17 protein-coding genes are annotated in these 14124 nt (G+C 61.7%); 2 read left to right on the forward strand and 15 right to left on the reverse strand.

Annotated elements, in window-relative coordinates; translation table 11 throughout:
• Positions 1-18 precede the first annotated feature (18 nt).
• The 8 genes from tolB to BV911_RS00830 form a co-directional block, all read right to left on the reverse strand.
• The gene (tolB, locus tag BV911_RS00795) at positions 19-1359 is read right to left on the reverse strand and encodes a Tol-Pal system beta propeller repeat protein TolB (protein ID WP_086051676.1); all 1341 of its coding nucleotides are present in this window, start codon (positions 1357-1359) and stop codon (positions 19-21) included.
• Positions 1356-2483: a hypothetical protein gene (locus tag BV911_RS00800; protein WP_086051677.1), complete on the reverse strand. Its 1128-nt coding sequence runs from the start codon at positions 2481-2483 to the stop codon at positions 1356-1358. The genes tolB and BV911_RS00800 overlap by 4 nt, the downstream gene beginning before the upstream one ends.
• A gap of 10 nt (positions 2484-2493) precedes the next feature.
• Complete coding sequence (gene tolR, locus BV911_RS00805; protein WP_086051678.1) at positions 2494-2976, reverse strand: protein TolR; 483 nt, start codon at positions 2974-2976, stop codon at positions 2494-2496.
• A gap of 1 nt (position 2977) precedes the next feature.
• Positions 2978-3649, reverse strand: a complete 672-nt coding sequence (gene tolQ, locus BV911_RS00810; protein ID WP_086051679.1) for a protein TolQ — start codon at positions 3647-3649, stop codon at positions 2978-2980.
• A gap of 90 nt (positions 3650-3739) precedes the next feature.
• Positions 3740-4138: a tol-pal system-associated acyl-CoA thioesterase gene (gene ybgC / locus BV911_RS00815; RefSeq protein WP_086051680.1), complete on the reverse strand. Its 399-nt coding sequence runs from the start codon at positions 4136-4138 to the stop codon at positions 3740-3742.
• Positions 4131-4766, reverse strand: coding sequence for a hypothetical protein (locus BV911_RS00820; protein WP_086052004.1), 636 nt, complete (start codon positions 4764-4766; stop codon positions 4131-4133). The genes ybgC and BV911_RS00820 overlap by 8 nt, the downstream gene beginning before the upstream one ends.
• Positions 4767-4826: 60 nt before the next feature.
• Positions 4827-5285, reverse strand: coding sequence for a hypothetical protein (locus tag BV911_RS00825; RefSeq protein WP_086051681.1), 459 nt, complete (start codon positions 5283-5285; stop codon positions 4827-4829).
• Between the two features lie 163 nt (positions 5286-5448).
• Positions 5449-5757: an antibiotic biosynthesis monooxygenase gene (locus BV911_RS00830; protein WP_086051682.1), complete on the reverse strand. Its 309-nt coding sequence runs from the start codon at positions 5755-5757 to the stop codon at positions 5449-5451.
• Between the two features lie 155 nt (positions 5758-5912).
• On the opposite strand from BV911_RS00830, the gene pth reads away from it, so the two are divergent.
• Both pth and BV911_RS00840 read left to right on the forward strand, forming a co-directional pair.
• The gene (gene pth, locus BV911_RS00835) at positions 5913-6602 is read left to right on the forward strand and encodes an aminoacyl-tRNA hydrolase (protein ID WP_086051683.1); all 690 of its coding nucleotides are present in this window, start codon (positions 5913-5915) and stop codon (positions 6600-6602) included.
• Positions 6603-6622: 20 nt separating this feature from the next.
• Positions 6623-7000: a DUF2237 family protein gene (locus BV911_RS00840; protein ID WP_086051684.1), complete on the forward strand. Its 378-nt coding sequence runs from the start codon at positions 6623-6625 to the stop codon at positions 6998-7000.
• 320 nt (positions 7001-7320) lie between these two features.
• Here BV911_RS00840 and trpB read toward each other — a convergent pair whose 3' ends face one another.
• The 7 genes from trpB to aroA all read right to left on the reverse strand — a co-directional run bounded on the left by trpB (position 7321) and on the right by aroA (position 14041).
• Positions 7321-8553 (reverse strand): tryptophan synthase subunit beta, encoded by a 1233-nt coding sequence (trpB, locus tag BV911_RS00845; RefSeq protein ID WP_086051685.1) that lies wholly within the window; start codon positions 8551-8553, stop codon positions 7321-7323.
• 83 nt (positions 8554-8636) lie between these two features.
• The gene (locus BV911_RS00850; protein ID WP_086051686.1) at positions 8637-9314 is read right to left on the reverse strand and encodes a phosphoribosylanthranilate isomerase; all 678 of its coding nucleotides are present in this window, start codon (positions 9312-9314) and stop codon (positions 8637-8639) included.
• Entirely contained in the window at positions 9295-9654 is a 360-nt protein-coding gene (locus tag BV911_RS00855; RefSeq protein WP_086051687.1) for a LapA family protein, read from the reverse strand. Before BV911_RS00855 ends, BV911_RS00850 begins: the two co-directional genes overlap by 20 nt.
• A gap of 20 nt (positions 9655-9674) precedes the next feature.
• Positions 9675-9959 (reverse strand): integration host factor subunit beta, encoded by a 285-nt coding sequence (gene ihfB / locus BV911_RS00860; protein ID WP_086051688.1) that lies wholly within the window; start codon positions 9957-9959, stop codon positions 9675-9677.
• A gap of 280 nt (positions 9960-10239) precedes the next feature.
• Complete coding sequence (gene rpsA, locus BV911_RS00865) at positions 10240-11919, reverse strand: 30S ribosomal protein S1 (RefSeq protein WP_086051689.1); 1680 nt, start codon at positions 11917-11919, stop codon at positions 10240-10242.
• Positions 11920-12039: 120 nt separating this feature from the next.
• The gene (locus BV911_RS00870) at positions 12040-12660 is read right to left on the reverse strand and encodes a d(CMP) kinase (RefSeq protein WP_086052005.1); all 621 of its coding nucleotides are present in this window, start codon (positions 12658-12660) and stop codon (positions 12040-12042) included.
• Between the two features lie 16 nt (positions 12661-12676).
• Positions 12677-14041 carry a 3-phosphoshikimate 1-carboxyvinyltransferase gene (gene aroA / locus BV911_RS00875; protein WP_086051690.1) on the reverse strand — a complete coding sequence of 455 codons (1365 nt, stop codon included), beginning with the start codon at positions 14039-14041 and terminating at the stop codon, positions 12677-12679.
• Between the last annotated feature and the right edge of the window lie 83 nt (positions 14042-14124).

Consider the following 14124-nt stretch of genomic DNA (forward strand, 5'->3'; position numbering starts at 1 on the left):
GCAGTTTGAAATGGCGGATCATGGCAGCAAGGGCGACCATGCTGGGTCAGACGCCGCCTCAGGCGTCGGAACCCGGGCCAGATTACGGCCAGTGATATCCACCGAATACAGCGATGAGCCCCCACTGGCCCCCGCCGTCTCACGTGAGAACATCACGACCCGGCCATTCGGCGCCCAGCTTGGGCCTTCATCTAGGAACGAGGCGGTCAACAGACGCTCTTCGCTGCCATCGATCCGCATCACACCGATATGGAACCGGCCCTGATTCTGTTTGGTGAAGGCCACCAAATCCCCACGCGGCGACCAGACCGGCGTGCCATAGCGGCCTTGGCCGAAACTGATGCGCGTCGCCTCACCGCCCGTGGCCGGCATGATATACAATTGCTGACTGCCCGACCGGTCACTTTCAAACACGATCTGACGGCCATCTGGCGAATAGCTGGGGGCGGTTTCAATGGATGGGGCCGATGTCAGGCGGGTGCGCTTTCCAGATGCAAGATCAAGCGTGTAAAGATCGGTGTTGCCACCATCGCTCAGCGAAAACAGCACGGTCCGCCCATCTGGCGAAAACCGTGGCGAGAACGTCATCTGCCCCGGCTGATCATCCAGAGACCGTTGTTGTAAAGTGGCGGTGTCCAGAATGCGGATACGCGGAAAGCCACTGGCGTAAGAGGTGTACAAGACCTGATCCCCGGTCGCCGAAATGCGCGGTGCCAGCACCAGATCATCGCTATTGGTCAGATAGCTGACATTGGCGCCATCATAATCCATCACCGCGAGTCGCTTCAGCCGGGCATTCTTGGGGCCGCTTTCGGACACGAACACGACACGACTGTCGAAATAGGGCCCCTCACCGGTGATCCGACTATAGACCTGATCGGCCACCTTGTGCCCAAGACGCCGTGTGCTTGCCGCCGATCCCCCGAATTGCAGACCATCCCCCATCTGATTTTCCGAGAAAATGTCGAACAGACGAAACTTGACGCTGACCCGGTCGCCGGATTTCGACACCTCGCCCGTGACCAGTGCCTGCGCATTGATCGCCTTCCAATCTGCGTACTGAACCGGGCTGTCGAAGCTGGTAATCGGCGAGATGAACGCATTCGGCGAAATGGTGCGAAACAGCCCCGAACGCTCCAGATCATCGGCCACCACTTGCGCGACCTGTTTTGCCAGTTCGGGCGAGGCCCCTGCGCCAACCAGAAATGGCGCAATTGCGATCGGCAGCGGTTCAATCACCCCTTCGGTGATTTCGATTCGCAGCGGGCCACCACTGGATTGCGCCACGGCCCTATCCGAGGTCAGGCCCAAGGCAAAAAGCGCGGCAATCAGGGTGGCCGTCAAGCGGAGCTGGATCATTTACGCCTCATAATGTCTGGGTTGAAGGTCATCTCAATTTCACGCCATTGGTCGTATTTTTCCCGCGGCAAGGAATAGCCTTCCCCGGCGCAGCGTAGAATGGCACGGCGCGCCGTATCAAATGCTTGTTGCGCCGCAGCTTGCCCGCCCCCGTCAAAAGACACCATCCGCAAATTCGATGGTTGCCCATCGAGGGTCATGGACATGCCAACCACGACGGTCACCTTCGAGGCATCCGTCGACAGGGCGGAAAAGTTCCAGCATTGGCTGACCGCAAGACGCAACCCGTCGCGATCCCCTTGGGTCAGGGGTGGTCCTGACGACGTGGCTTGCGGCGTCGCAGATTCTGTTGGGGCAGCAAGCGCCTCGGCCAGAGCGGCGGACACCGAATCCTGCACATCAACCGGCTCCGATGGGGTCGGCTCAGGGGGCGTCGGCTTTGGAGGCGTGGGTTCAGGCGGGCTTGGTTCTGCCACCGCCACCTTTTCTGGTGCGGGTGCGGGCGGTGTCGGCTCAGGGGGCTGCGGCTGAACCACCGGCGCCGGTCTCTCTGGCCGCTGTGGCGGACGGCGGACCGTGTCCGGCGCCAGACTGGGCTGCAGACTGGCTTGATCAGACGTGTCGGTGGCTTCCGTCACGATCTGGGGTGCGGCAGCTTTAGGGGCCTGCGCCGCCTGCTCGGGCTGCGGAGGAACCACTGCCGTGGTTTCAGGACGTTTCTGAACCGCCTCTTGGCGGACATCGCCGACCGGAACATCCTTCGGCGGCGCCGGTTGCGGCACCGGGGCGACACGATCAACGCGAGGTGGCGGTGGGGCCGATTCGACGGCGGGCGGCTGCGGGGATGGGGCTTGCGGCGCCGGATCGGGCCGACTGACTGGTGCCACCGATGCCTGGGGCGGAGTTGGCGCCACAGATGGCAGCGCGGCCAACGTGTCCCGCGGCTGCGGCGCCTGTGGCGGCGCCGCACTGCTGACCACGGGCAAATCCGCCGACGAAATCAGCGAAACAGAAACGCTTTGTGGGGCCATCGTCTCGCTGTCGTGCATGAACGGCCACCCGACCACCGCAAACAGCAAGAGTACCCCGTGGCCGCCCGCCGAGATTTTGAATCCGGTGTCCAAAATTTCCCGCCTATTGTCCGGCGACGCCGCCGAAGCTCGGCCCGCCCGGATCAGTCACCAATCCGATTTTCGTGAATCCTGCCGCGTTCAGCGCGCCCATCACTTGCATCACCCGCTCATAAGGAATGGCCCCGTCGGCCCGCAGATATAGTTGGTCATTGTCGCGTTCCGCAGCAATGGCTTGCAGGCGCGGGATCAGTGCATCGGTCTCGATCACTGTGGTCTGAATCAGCACACTCCCATCGGTAGCCAGCGTGATGGTCAGGGGGTCTTCCTCATCCAGAGGCAACGGCGTGGCGGCGGTTTCGGGCAATTCAATGGGAACGCCCACTGTCAGCAACGGTGCCGCCACCATAAAGATAATCAGCAACACCAGCATCACATCCACGAAGGGCGTGACGTTGATCTCACTCATGGGCACCGCCACACGGCTGCGCCGACGGCGGCCGCGGCGCTGACTGGGTTGACCCGAAGGCGTGACAGAAGCCCCCATCTCAGTCGTCCGACTCGCGCGACAACAGGGTCGCGAATTCGTCTGCAAAGACCTCGTAACCGCCAACGATCTTTCCGCTGTCAGCGCTGAGCTTGTTGTAGAAAATCACCGCAGGAATCGCCGCCAACAGACCAAGCCCCGTCGCCAAAAGCGCCTCGGAAATCCCCGGTGCAACCACCGCAAGAGAGGTATTCTGCTGCTGCGCGATCTCTTCGAAACTGTTCATAATCCCCCAGACGGTCCCAAACAGCCCGATGAACGGCGCTGTGGACCCCACCGTGGCGAGGAAGGGCAGCCCGCCATTCAAACGCTCTGATTCGCGGGCGATAGCCACATCCATGCTGCGGTCGATCCGCGCCGTGGCCCCGGGAATCATCGCCCCGGAATCGCGGTGAGACCGGTGCCATTCGGTCATTCCGGCCGCAAAAATCCGCTCTGGCGCGGTCTTAGGATTGACCCCAACTTCCGAAAACAGCCCATCCAGCGGCTCACCGGACCAAAACGCCTTGTCAAAGCGCGCAGCAGCACGGCGAGCGGCCCGAAATGCGATGTGTTTTTGAATGATAATGGCCCAGCCCCAGACCGACGCCGCCATCAGCAGAAGCATCACCAGCTTCACGGTAAAGGTGGCGCGTGCAAACAGCGCCAGAAGGGAAAAATCGATCGGTTCCATGACTATGCCTGTATGACCGGCGGCGCGCTGACCGCTCTTGATTACGCGCCAGTTTACCGCAAAGCAAAAGCTTTGACCATGACAAGCGCGTTACTGTGTAAGTGATTGAAGTTTATTAGATACTTCCGCCGGAATGCGGGTCGGTCGGCCGCTTTCGGTCAGGCAGACCAATGTCACCTCAGCAACCACCAAAACGGTGGCATCACGGCGGACCGTCTGGGCCAATCCAACGCGGGCACCGCCCACTGTCGTGATCTGGGTCTGGACGCAAAGCAGGTCGTCAAACCGGGCCGGCTGAAGATAGTCCACCGAGACGGCGCGCACGGCAAACACGGTGTCAAAATCGCGCTTCAGGGCGACTTGATCGACCCCCAGCGTGCGGATAAATTCGGACCGCGCCCGTTCGATGAACTTCAGGTAATTGGCATAATAGACGATGCCCGCCAGATCGGTGTCCTCAAAATAGACCCGAAGCTGAAACTCATGCATTTGCAAGGACCTGAACCCGCGCAAACAACCGAAGCGCATGCGCCTCGTCCTGACTGGCGACAGGCAGGACCGGATCATAGGCTGCCCGGATCAGGGCCGCGATATCCGGGTCAACCTGCAAGACGCCATCGATGTAATCCACCGGCAAAGTCGTTCGAAACGCACTGTCCGACCAACAGGTGATCGCCTGTACCATTTGTGACAGCGCAAGCGCGTCCGCCGGAACTTCGGCCAGATGCCCATCGATCCGCAGGAACACCATGCACGCCATGATCGCACCGGCGTCGTCAAACCGGAAAATCCGGTATTGGTTTGCATCCGCCTCAATCAATCGCGCGGTCAGAGGGACAATGTCCGGCACCAATTTGACCAGATGCGGCGTGTCTGCCAACTCGGCCCAGTCTGCCACAAAGAAGATCATCAAATTCGCGCCGAGATCCTGATCAACCTCAGTCATCTCATGATTTGCCAAGCCGGCAACCGTTACCACCGCCTGTTTGACGATGGTGAGCGTGTCATCGGTCACACCGAACACGACCGGCGCAAGCGGCCGCCCCCATCGAGCGAAGGCATACTGACCGTCGGCGCGGCGGAACAGGTCGGTGATTTGATCAGGCGATAGGGACATATTCGCGTTATGGCGAAGCTGCCAACGCGCTGCAAGAGGGTGCACCGGCTTGGCGCAAGCCTAGCCGCCGATCCTGCGCGCTTCCGCCCGGATGGCCGCAATTACCCCAGCGACATCGGTGAAATCCGCGGTCTCATTCACCGATAGGGTCAAGTCAGGAGCCGGGATGAAATCTTGCCCATCCAGAAGATAGACAACCGCCTGCGGGAACGGCGCCATGCCCGTCGGCCCGATGCCGGTGACAAAGTTCAGGATCGCCAGAACGTCCGCTGCGCCATCGCCATTCAGGTCTACAATGTCCAACGATTGCACCCCATCGAAGGCCCATTCCGACATCAGCGGCGCGGCCGGAAGCTGACCGATCATCGTACCGGACTGATCCGTCAGGACAAACTCTGCCCTGGGCGGGGAGGCCTGCCAATCGGGCAGGATTTGCAAGACGGCGGGCGCTGCTCCGGCCATTTGCACGGCCACCTCTGCCAGAGGCGGACTTGCCAATGCGGCACTTGTCGTCAGCATTACCGCAATCCCCGTGCAACTGGGCCACACTAGGCCTCGAATAGACATCCGTGAACTCCGATCTGTGTCGCGGTGAGGGCCAGAATGCTGCCAGCGGACATCGCGGGTAAGATGCGGCGGGACAACCCTGTCCATTCGCCCGCGACGATTAGGGGCTGTTCGCCTAAACCCCGGTCACCTCTTCAAAAAGTTCAAGTTCTGGAGGGCCGTCATACAGGTCTTTTGACGCCCCTGCCCCCGCATGGGCCTGACGGAACGCTTCGGATTTGGTCCAGTTCCGAAACGCCGCCTCACTGTCCCAAGTGGTGTGCGATGCGTAAATGCGGCAGGTGTCGCGCACAGGACCGGCCAGCAGATGAAATGCCACGAAACCCGGCACATCGGCCAAGAGGCTATCACGGTTTTTCCATAGGGTTTCAAAGGCGTCTTCTTGTCCGAGTTTGACCTTGAAGCGGTTCATCGTCAGGTACATCGTGGGGCGTCTCCTGTTGGCGTGGCTTAGGTTTAGCCCAGTTGTTCACAAAGGAAAACGGCGCAGATCATGGGCGTCGGAAAGGGCCGCGCCCGGGACTGGCATTTCCGGCGGTTTCACGTCACAAGTGGCGCAGGCCAGCACAGAGGTTTCAAATGCAGCTTTTTGTCGGCCTGGGAAACCCGGGCGCTAAATATCTCAAAAACCGACACAATATCGGGTTCATGGCGGTGGACCGCCTTGCGGAGGATCACCGGTTCGCGCCATGGCGGTCAAAGTTTCAGGGCCAGATCACCGAAGGGATGCTTGGCGGCGTCAAAGTTCTGCTGCTGAAGCCGGAAACGTTTATGAACTTGTCCGGGCAATCGGTCGGCGAGGCCATGCGATTTTACAAGCTAACCCCAGACGATATCACGGTTTTCCACGACGAGCTGGATCTGGCACCGGGCAAGTGCCGCCTGAAAACCGGTGGTGGCCATGCCGGCCACAATGGGCTGCGATCGATTCACGCCCATATCGGCGAGACTTATCACCGGGTCCGTCTGGGCATTGGCCACCCGGGCCACAAGGACAAGGTTTCCCCCTATGTTCTTGGCGACTTTGCCAAATCTGACGCCGATTGGCTGGATGATTTGCTGCGCGGCATTAGCGACGGCGCGTCGGAACTGGCCAAAGGCGCAGGCCCGAAATTCCTGAATGCAGTGGCCTTGCGGGTTGCGCCGCCGCGATCGTCCACGACCGTCAAGCCCGCAGCCAAGCCCGCAGAGACAGCGGCAAAGACCGAAGAAAATTCGCCCGAACAACAGCTTAGCCCGATTCAAAAACTTGCGGCGCGGTTTCGCTGACCCCCAGAAAAGGACACGGCATGGACAAGTACCCTTCTGAAAACGTTCTTGGCCTGCCGCTGGCCCCCTGTTCGCACGATCCGGTCACCGGATTTTTCCGCAATGGCTGTTGCGACAGCAGCGCGGCAGATCGGGGTAGCCACACGGTCTGCGCGGTGGTGACCGCAGAATTTCTGGCTTTTTCCAAATACTTGGGCAATGACCTCAGCACCCCGCGCCCGGAGTTTGGCTTCACGGGCTTGCGCGATGGCGATCAGTGGTGCCTGTGCGCCGCGCGATTCTTGCAGGCGCATGAGGAAGGTGTGGCCCCGTTTGTCCGCTTGTCCGCAACCCATCGGGCCGCGCTGGATGTGGTGCCGCTGGAGATTTTGCAGTCCTACGCCGTGCCTGAATCCTGAGGCCGAGCGGTCGTCGGACAATCGTCGGACTTTTATCGGACTTTCGTCGGACCGATTTGCGGACCAATGTGCGGGCCTCTGATCAGTGGGACCGTGCAGCACGTCCCTCGCCCGCGCCGTTTACCAGCAGCGTGCTGACCCGCCGGATCATCGCCGCCAATATAGGCCGCAGTTGGTGCCGATTACGGGCGGTCATGATCGAAGTTGGGGGTGGGCTATCGCCTGCCAGAGGCCGCGATCGCTGACACGACCCGGCATATGCGGGACGGCGGCCAGATCACGCGCTGATCTGGCCGCCGTCGGGGCAATGTCGGGGCGCCTTAAGCGCCGGTGTTCATATCCAGACCAAGCGCTTTGGCGACGGTGAAGATGTCTTTGTCGCCACGGCCGCACATGTTCATGCAGATCAGGTGATCCTTAGGCAGTTCGGGCGCGATTTTCAGGACATGCGCCAGCGCGTGGGAAGGTTCCAGCGCCGGAATGATGCCTTCTAGCGCACAGCAGACTTGGAACGCGTCCAGCGCCTCTTTGTCGGTGATCGACACATATTTGGCGCGGCCAATTTCGTGCAGCCATGCGTGTTCCGGGCCGATGCCGGGATAATCCAGACCCGCAGAGATCGAGTGCCCTTCGAGGATCTGACCATCGTCATCCTGAAGCAGATAGGTGCGGTTGCCATGCAGCACGCCGGGGCGACCGCCGGTCAACGAGGCGCAATGCTCCATCTTGGCGTTGACGCCGTGGCCACCGGCCTCGACCCCGATCACCGCGACCTCTTTATCGTCAAGGAACGGATAGAACAGACCCATGGCGTTCGAACCACCGCCGATGGCCGCAATCACCGTATCGGGCAGACGGCCTTCTTGGGCCTGCATCTGCTCTTTGGCTTCCTTGCCGATGATCGACTGGAAATCGCGGACCATGGCCGGATAGGGGTGCGGCCCCGCCACGGTGCCAATGCAATAGAAGGTATCGCGGACATTGGTCACCCAGTCGCGCAGGGCGTCGTTCATGGCGTCCTTGAGGGTACCGCGCCCAGAGGTCACCGGGATCACTTCGGCCCCCAGCAGGCGCATGCGGAAAACGTTGGGCGATTGCCGCTCAACATCATGCGCGCCCATATAGACGATGCATTTCAGGCCGAACTTGGCACAGACCGTCGCCGTGGCCACGCCGTGCTGCCCGGCCCCGGTTTCGGCGATGATCCGGGTCTTGCCCATGCGCATCGCCAGCAGGATCTGCCCCAGCACGTTGTTGATCTTATGGGCGCCGGTGTGGTTCAGCTCGTCGCGCTTGAGATAGATTTTCGCGCCGCCGCAATGGTCGGTCAGGCGTTCCGCGAAATACAGCGGGCTGGGCCGGCCGACATAATTGGTCCACAGATCATCCATCTGCGCCCAGAAGCTGTCATCGGTCTTGGCGTGCTCGTACTGGGCCTCAAGCTCCAGGATCAGGGGCATGAGGGTTTCCGACACGAAACGTCCGCCGAAATCGCCAAAGCGGCCGTTCTCGTCGGGTCCGGTCATGAAGCTGTTAAAAAGGTCTTCCGGCATGGCGTGCTCCCCCTAAGGTCTGACGTCCGCATGTAAGGCCTAAGGGCGGGACGGTAAAGTAGGTGCGGTGAATGAACCGGGGGTCAGGCCCGTGCGGCGGCGATGAAAGCCGCGATCCGGTCCGGGTCTTTCAGGCCGGGGGCAGCTTCGACGCCCGAGGACACATCGACTTGCCGCGCACCGGTCAGGCGGACCGCTTCGGCGACGTTGTCTGGGGTCAGGCCACCGGCCAACATCCAAGGCACGGTCCAGTCGCGGCCCGCGATCAGGCGCCAATCAAAGGCCAGACCGTTGCCACCCGGAAGCGGCGCGCCCTTGGGCGGCTTGGCATCAATCAGAAGCATGTCAGCGACGGCGGCATAGGTGTCGATGGCGGGCAGATCTGCGGCCGAGGCCACCCCCACCGCCTTCATCACCGGCAGGCCATAGCGGGTCCGCAATTCAGTGACGCGGGCGGGTGATTCGTGGCCGTGCAGTTGCAGCATGTCCAGCGGCACGGTGTCGATCAACTGGTCCAGAAAGGCGTCATCGGCATCGACGGTCAAGGCGACCTTGGCGATGCCGGGGGCCACGTCCACCGCCAGATCGCGCGCCACCTCAAGCCCGACATGGCGCGGCGACTTGGCGAAAAACACCAGCCCGACATAGCCTGCGCCTGCAGCAACGGCCGCAGCCAAATCCGCAGGCCGGGTCAGACCGCATATCTTGACGCGGACCTTCGCAACGGGGCTTGAAACGATTCTAACGGGCAGTGTGACCATCTTCCAGCAGGGCAAGAACGTCGTCCTTGCCATCGTTCCGGTCAGATTTCAGCTTTTTGACTTCGGTGGCCAGAACCGCCTTTTCGCGGCGGTTCACGACGGCTTCGCGGCGGTGCTTATGTTCGCGCATCCATTCCCAGAAGAAGCCCAGCAACAGTCCAACCACGATCCCGCCGAACACCACGAGGTAGATCGGCAGCGTGATCTGAAGGTTGAAGCCGGTGAAGGGCACGAATTCATCGGGCAGCAATGTCAGGGTCACCGCGCCGCGATTGGCGAAGCCGATGACGACCAGACAGAGGCCGATCAATCCGAGAATAAGATACTTGATGGTCCGCATGGGGCCCCCTTGGATGCCGTTCAGGAGTTGCCGTTCAGGCGATCCCGGAGCAATTTACCGGTCTTGAAGAACGGAACGTGTTTTTCTTCAACCGCAACCGAGTCGCCGGTCCGCGGGTTCCGTCCCACTCTGGAGTCCCGCTTCTTCACGGAAAAGGCCCCAAATCCGCGCAGTTCGACCCGGTCGCCCCGCGCCATCGCTTCGATGATTTCCTCGAAGATGCAATTCACGATGCGTTCCACATCGCGTTGATACAAATGCGGGTTTTCGTCGGCGATTTTTTGTATCAGTTCCGATCGGATCATTGCCGTGTTCCCTGTTCCGTCTGGTCGCCTGATCGACGGCGAGTTGGGCTCAACCTATATCGAACCTCACCGATTTGAGAAGACGTTTCCTTTGGGAATCCGCAGGAAACCGGGGCTAAATCCCTGATAATGAGCGGGAATACACCTAAAAGGTCCAAACATTGCGCGTTTTTGTGCGGTCTGGGGGCCGGAAGACGCTGCGCCGCCTGCCCCTGATTCGGAAAAGGGCGCGCCGACATATGCCGGCGCGCCCCCTATCAGTTTCCGGAATGATCCGGGATTATTCGTCGCCTTTCAGCGCCGCTCCCAGGATGTCGCCCAAGGACGCACCGCTGGCGGAGGAGCCATACTGTTCGACGGCTTCTTTCTCTTCCGCAATCTCGCGGGCCTTGATCGACAGACCCAAACGGCGGGTCTTGGGGTCGAGGTTGGTGACGCGAACGTCGACCTTGTCACCCTTTTGGAACCGCTCAGGGCGCTGTTCTGCCCGGTCACGGCTGAGGTCAGAGCGGCGGATGAAGGATTTCATGCCTTCATATTCCACTTCGACGCCACCATCTTCGATCGCGGTGACTTCAACAGTGATGATCGCGCCACGCTTGACGCCCGAGACGACCTCGGCAAACGGATCGCCACCCAGAGCCTTGATCGAGAGCGAGATACGCTCTTTCTCGGCATCGATCTCGGTAACCTGCGCCTTGACGATATCGCCCTTGCGGTAGTTGCCGATGACGTCCTCGCCACGACCTTCCCAGGTCAGGTCCGACAGGTGAACCATGCCGTCGATGTCGTCGTCGAGGCCAATGAACAGACCGAATTCGGTGATGTTCTTGACTTCGCCTTCGACTTCGGTGCCGACCGGGAACTTCTCTTCGAACACTTCCCATGGGTTGCGCATGGTCTGCTTGAGACCAAGGCTGACCCGACGCTTGGCCGTGTCGATTTCCAGCACCATGACTTCAACCTCTTGCGAGGTGGAGACGATCTTGCCGGGGTGGACGTTCTTTTTGGTCCAGGACATTTCCGAGACGTGTACCAAGCCTTCGACACCCGGCTCCAGCTCCACGAAGGCGCCGTAATCGGTGATGTTGGTGACGCGGCCGGAATGCACCGATTCCAGCGGGAACTTGGCTTCCACGGATTCCCAAGGATCGGCCTGCAGTTGCTTCATGCCAAGGCTGATACGGTGGGTTTCTTTGTTGACCTTGATAACCTGAACTTTGACGGTCTCGCCAATTGCCAGGATCTCGGACGGGTGGTTGACCCGGCGCCAAGCCATATCGGTGACGTGCAGCAGACCATCAACACCGCCGAGGTCCACGAAGGCCCCGTATTCAGTGATGTTCTTGACCACACCGTCAACGGCATCGCCTTCGGTCAGCTTGCCGATGACTTCAGCGCGCTGCTCGGCACGGGACTCTTCGAGGATCGCGCGACGCGAGACCACGATGTTGCCACGGCGGCGATCCATCTTGAGGATCTGGAACGGCTGCTTAAGACCCATCAATGGGCCAGCATCGCGCACGGGGCGCACGTCAACCTGAGAGCCGGGCAGGAACGCAACCGCGCCGCCCAGATCGACAGTGAAGCCGCCTTTGACCCGACCGAAGATCGCGCCATCGACACGCAGCTCGTCGGCATAAGCCTTTTCGAGACGGTCCCAAGCTTCTTCGCGACGCGCCATTTCACGGCTGATAACCGCTTCGCCACGCGAGTTTTCGACCTGACGGAGGAACACCTCCACCTCGTCGCCAACTGCGATTTCCGCGTTTTCGCCGGGATTCGCAAATTCTTTAAGATCGATGCGGCCTTCCATCTTGTAGCCGACATCGATGATGGCCTGACCTGCTTCAATAGCGATCACGCGGCCTTTGACAACGGACCCTTCGTCAGGGGTGTCAATTTCGAAGCTTTCTTCAAGGAGGGCTTCGAATTCCTCCATAGATGTGTTGTTTGCCATTACGGTCAACGGGTTCCTTAGCTTTTTGCGTTTACTGGCCAGGCGGTTGTCTCCGCCGGTCTTGGTTTGGTCTTGGGTCGGGTGCAGCAGAGATCCGCAAATGACACAAAGGGCCGGTGATTAATCCCGACCCTGCTTCAATGCCTTTGCGACGGCTGCAACCGCTCTTTCGACGGCTGCTTCTATAGCGAGATTGGTCGTGTCGAGCAAGAGGGCATCGTCAGCGGCGCACAACGGCGCGGTGGCGCGGGCGCTGTCGCGGGCATCGCGGGCCTGCAGGTCGCTCAGGACCGCGGCGACGGTCAAAGCCGGGTCGGTGACGGACAGTTCGGCAAAGCGGCGGCCTGCCCGCACCTGATCCGAGGCGGTGACATAGAGCTTCACCTCGGCCTCGGGGCAAATCACGGTGCCGATATCGCGGCCATCCAGAATGGCGCCACCGGCCCGGCGGGCAAAGCGCCGCTGGAAATCCACCAAGGCGGCGCGGACATCCGGCAGTGCTGCGACCATGGAGGCCGCCTGCCCGGCTGCGGCGCTGCGCAGGTCGGTGCGGGCCAGATCATCCGGGGTTAGCGATTGCGCGGCGGCCAAGGGCGCCATGCCATCCGCGACCTTGGCGCCGGTGGCCCGGTACAGCAGCCCGGTATCGAGATGGGCAAAGCCGAAATGCCGGGCCAGTTCGCGCGACACGGTGCCTTTGCCAGCGGCGGCGGGTCCATCAATGGCGACGGTAAAGATCATCAGGCCCCCAGCGCGATCATGCCGGAACGCGATCCGCGTCGGCGCTGAACTGGGCGCCAAGATCGGTCATCAGTGTCTCGAAGATCGGGAAGGATGTGGTGATTGCCCCGGCATCGTCCACCGTCACCGGCTGCACCGTGGTCATGCCCAGCACCAGAAAGGACATGGCGATCCGGTGATCCAAATGAGTGGCGCACGTGGCCCCGCCCGGCACACCGCCCGACCCCAGTCCGTGCACGATCAGGGTGTCCTCGTCTTCTTCGATGCGCACGCCGCAAGCCTCTAGCCCGCGCGCCATCGCATCGATCCGGTCGCTTTCCTTGACCCGCAATTCCTTGACGCCGCGCATCACCGTGGTGCCGGTGGCATTGGCGGCGACCACGGCCAGAATGGGGTATTCGTCGATCATCGATGGGGCGCGTTCGGGCGGAACCTCGATCCCTTGCATATTGTCCGAGAAGCGAGCGCGCAGATCGGCGACCGGCTCGCCGCCCTCAAGGCGCTCATTCTCATAGGTCAGGTCGGCGCCCATGTCCCGTAGGGTCGTGAACAGGCCTGCCCGGGTTGGGTTCAGGCCGATATTCGGGATCAACACGTCCGAGCCTTCGACGATCAGCGCGGCGCAAACCGGGAAAGCCGCCGAGCTGGGATCGCGCGGCACCGCGATGGTCTGGGCGACAAGTTCCGGCTGGCCGGTCAGGGTGATGACCCGGCCTTCAGGCGTGACCTCGGTGGTGATTTCGGCCCCGAAGCCCGCCAGCATCCGCTCGGAATGATCGCGGGTCGCTTCGGCCTCGATCACCACAGTTTGGCCGGGGGCGTTGAGCCCGGCCAGCAAGACCGCGGATTTGACCTGCGCCGAGGGCATCGGCGTGGCATAGCGCACCGGCACCGGCTGGGCCGCGCCGACGATGGTCATGGGCAGACGCCCGCCCTTACGGCCATAGCTGGCCGCGCCGAACAGGGAAATCGGATCCGTGACCCGGCCCATTGGTCGACCGTTGAGCGAGGCATCCCCGGTGAAGGTGGCGGTGATCGGCGTGGTGGCCATCGCCCCCATGATCAGCCGAACCCCGGTGCCCGAATTGCCGCAATCGATGACCCGGTCCGGTTCGGCGAAACCGCCGACGCCGACACCGTGGATTGACCACGCGCCCTCACTGTGGCGGGTGACCTCGGCGCCAAAGGCCCGCATGGCGCTGGCGGTGTCGAGCACATCCTGACCTTCCAGCAGGCCGGTCACGCGGGTTTCCCCCACCGACAGGGCGCCCAAAATCAGCGACCGGTGCGAGATCGACTTGTCGCCGGGAATGGCGGCGGTGCCGGTCAGCGGGCCGGCGCGGCGCGAGGTCAGGGGGCGGGCGGGTCCATGAGCAGACATCTGGCGTCCTTTGGCTGAAGGGGGCTGGGCGTAGCGGGGCCGAACGGGGTCGCAGACGGTCTAGACAATCGCAGCCGTCGGGT

The organism is Pseudoruegeria sp. SK021 (genome assembly GCF_002119405.1).
Lineage (GTDB): Bacteria > Pseudomonadota > Alphaproteobacteria > Rhodobacterales > Rhodobacteraceae > Meridianimarinicoccus.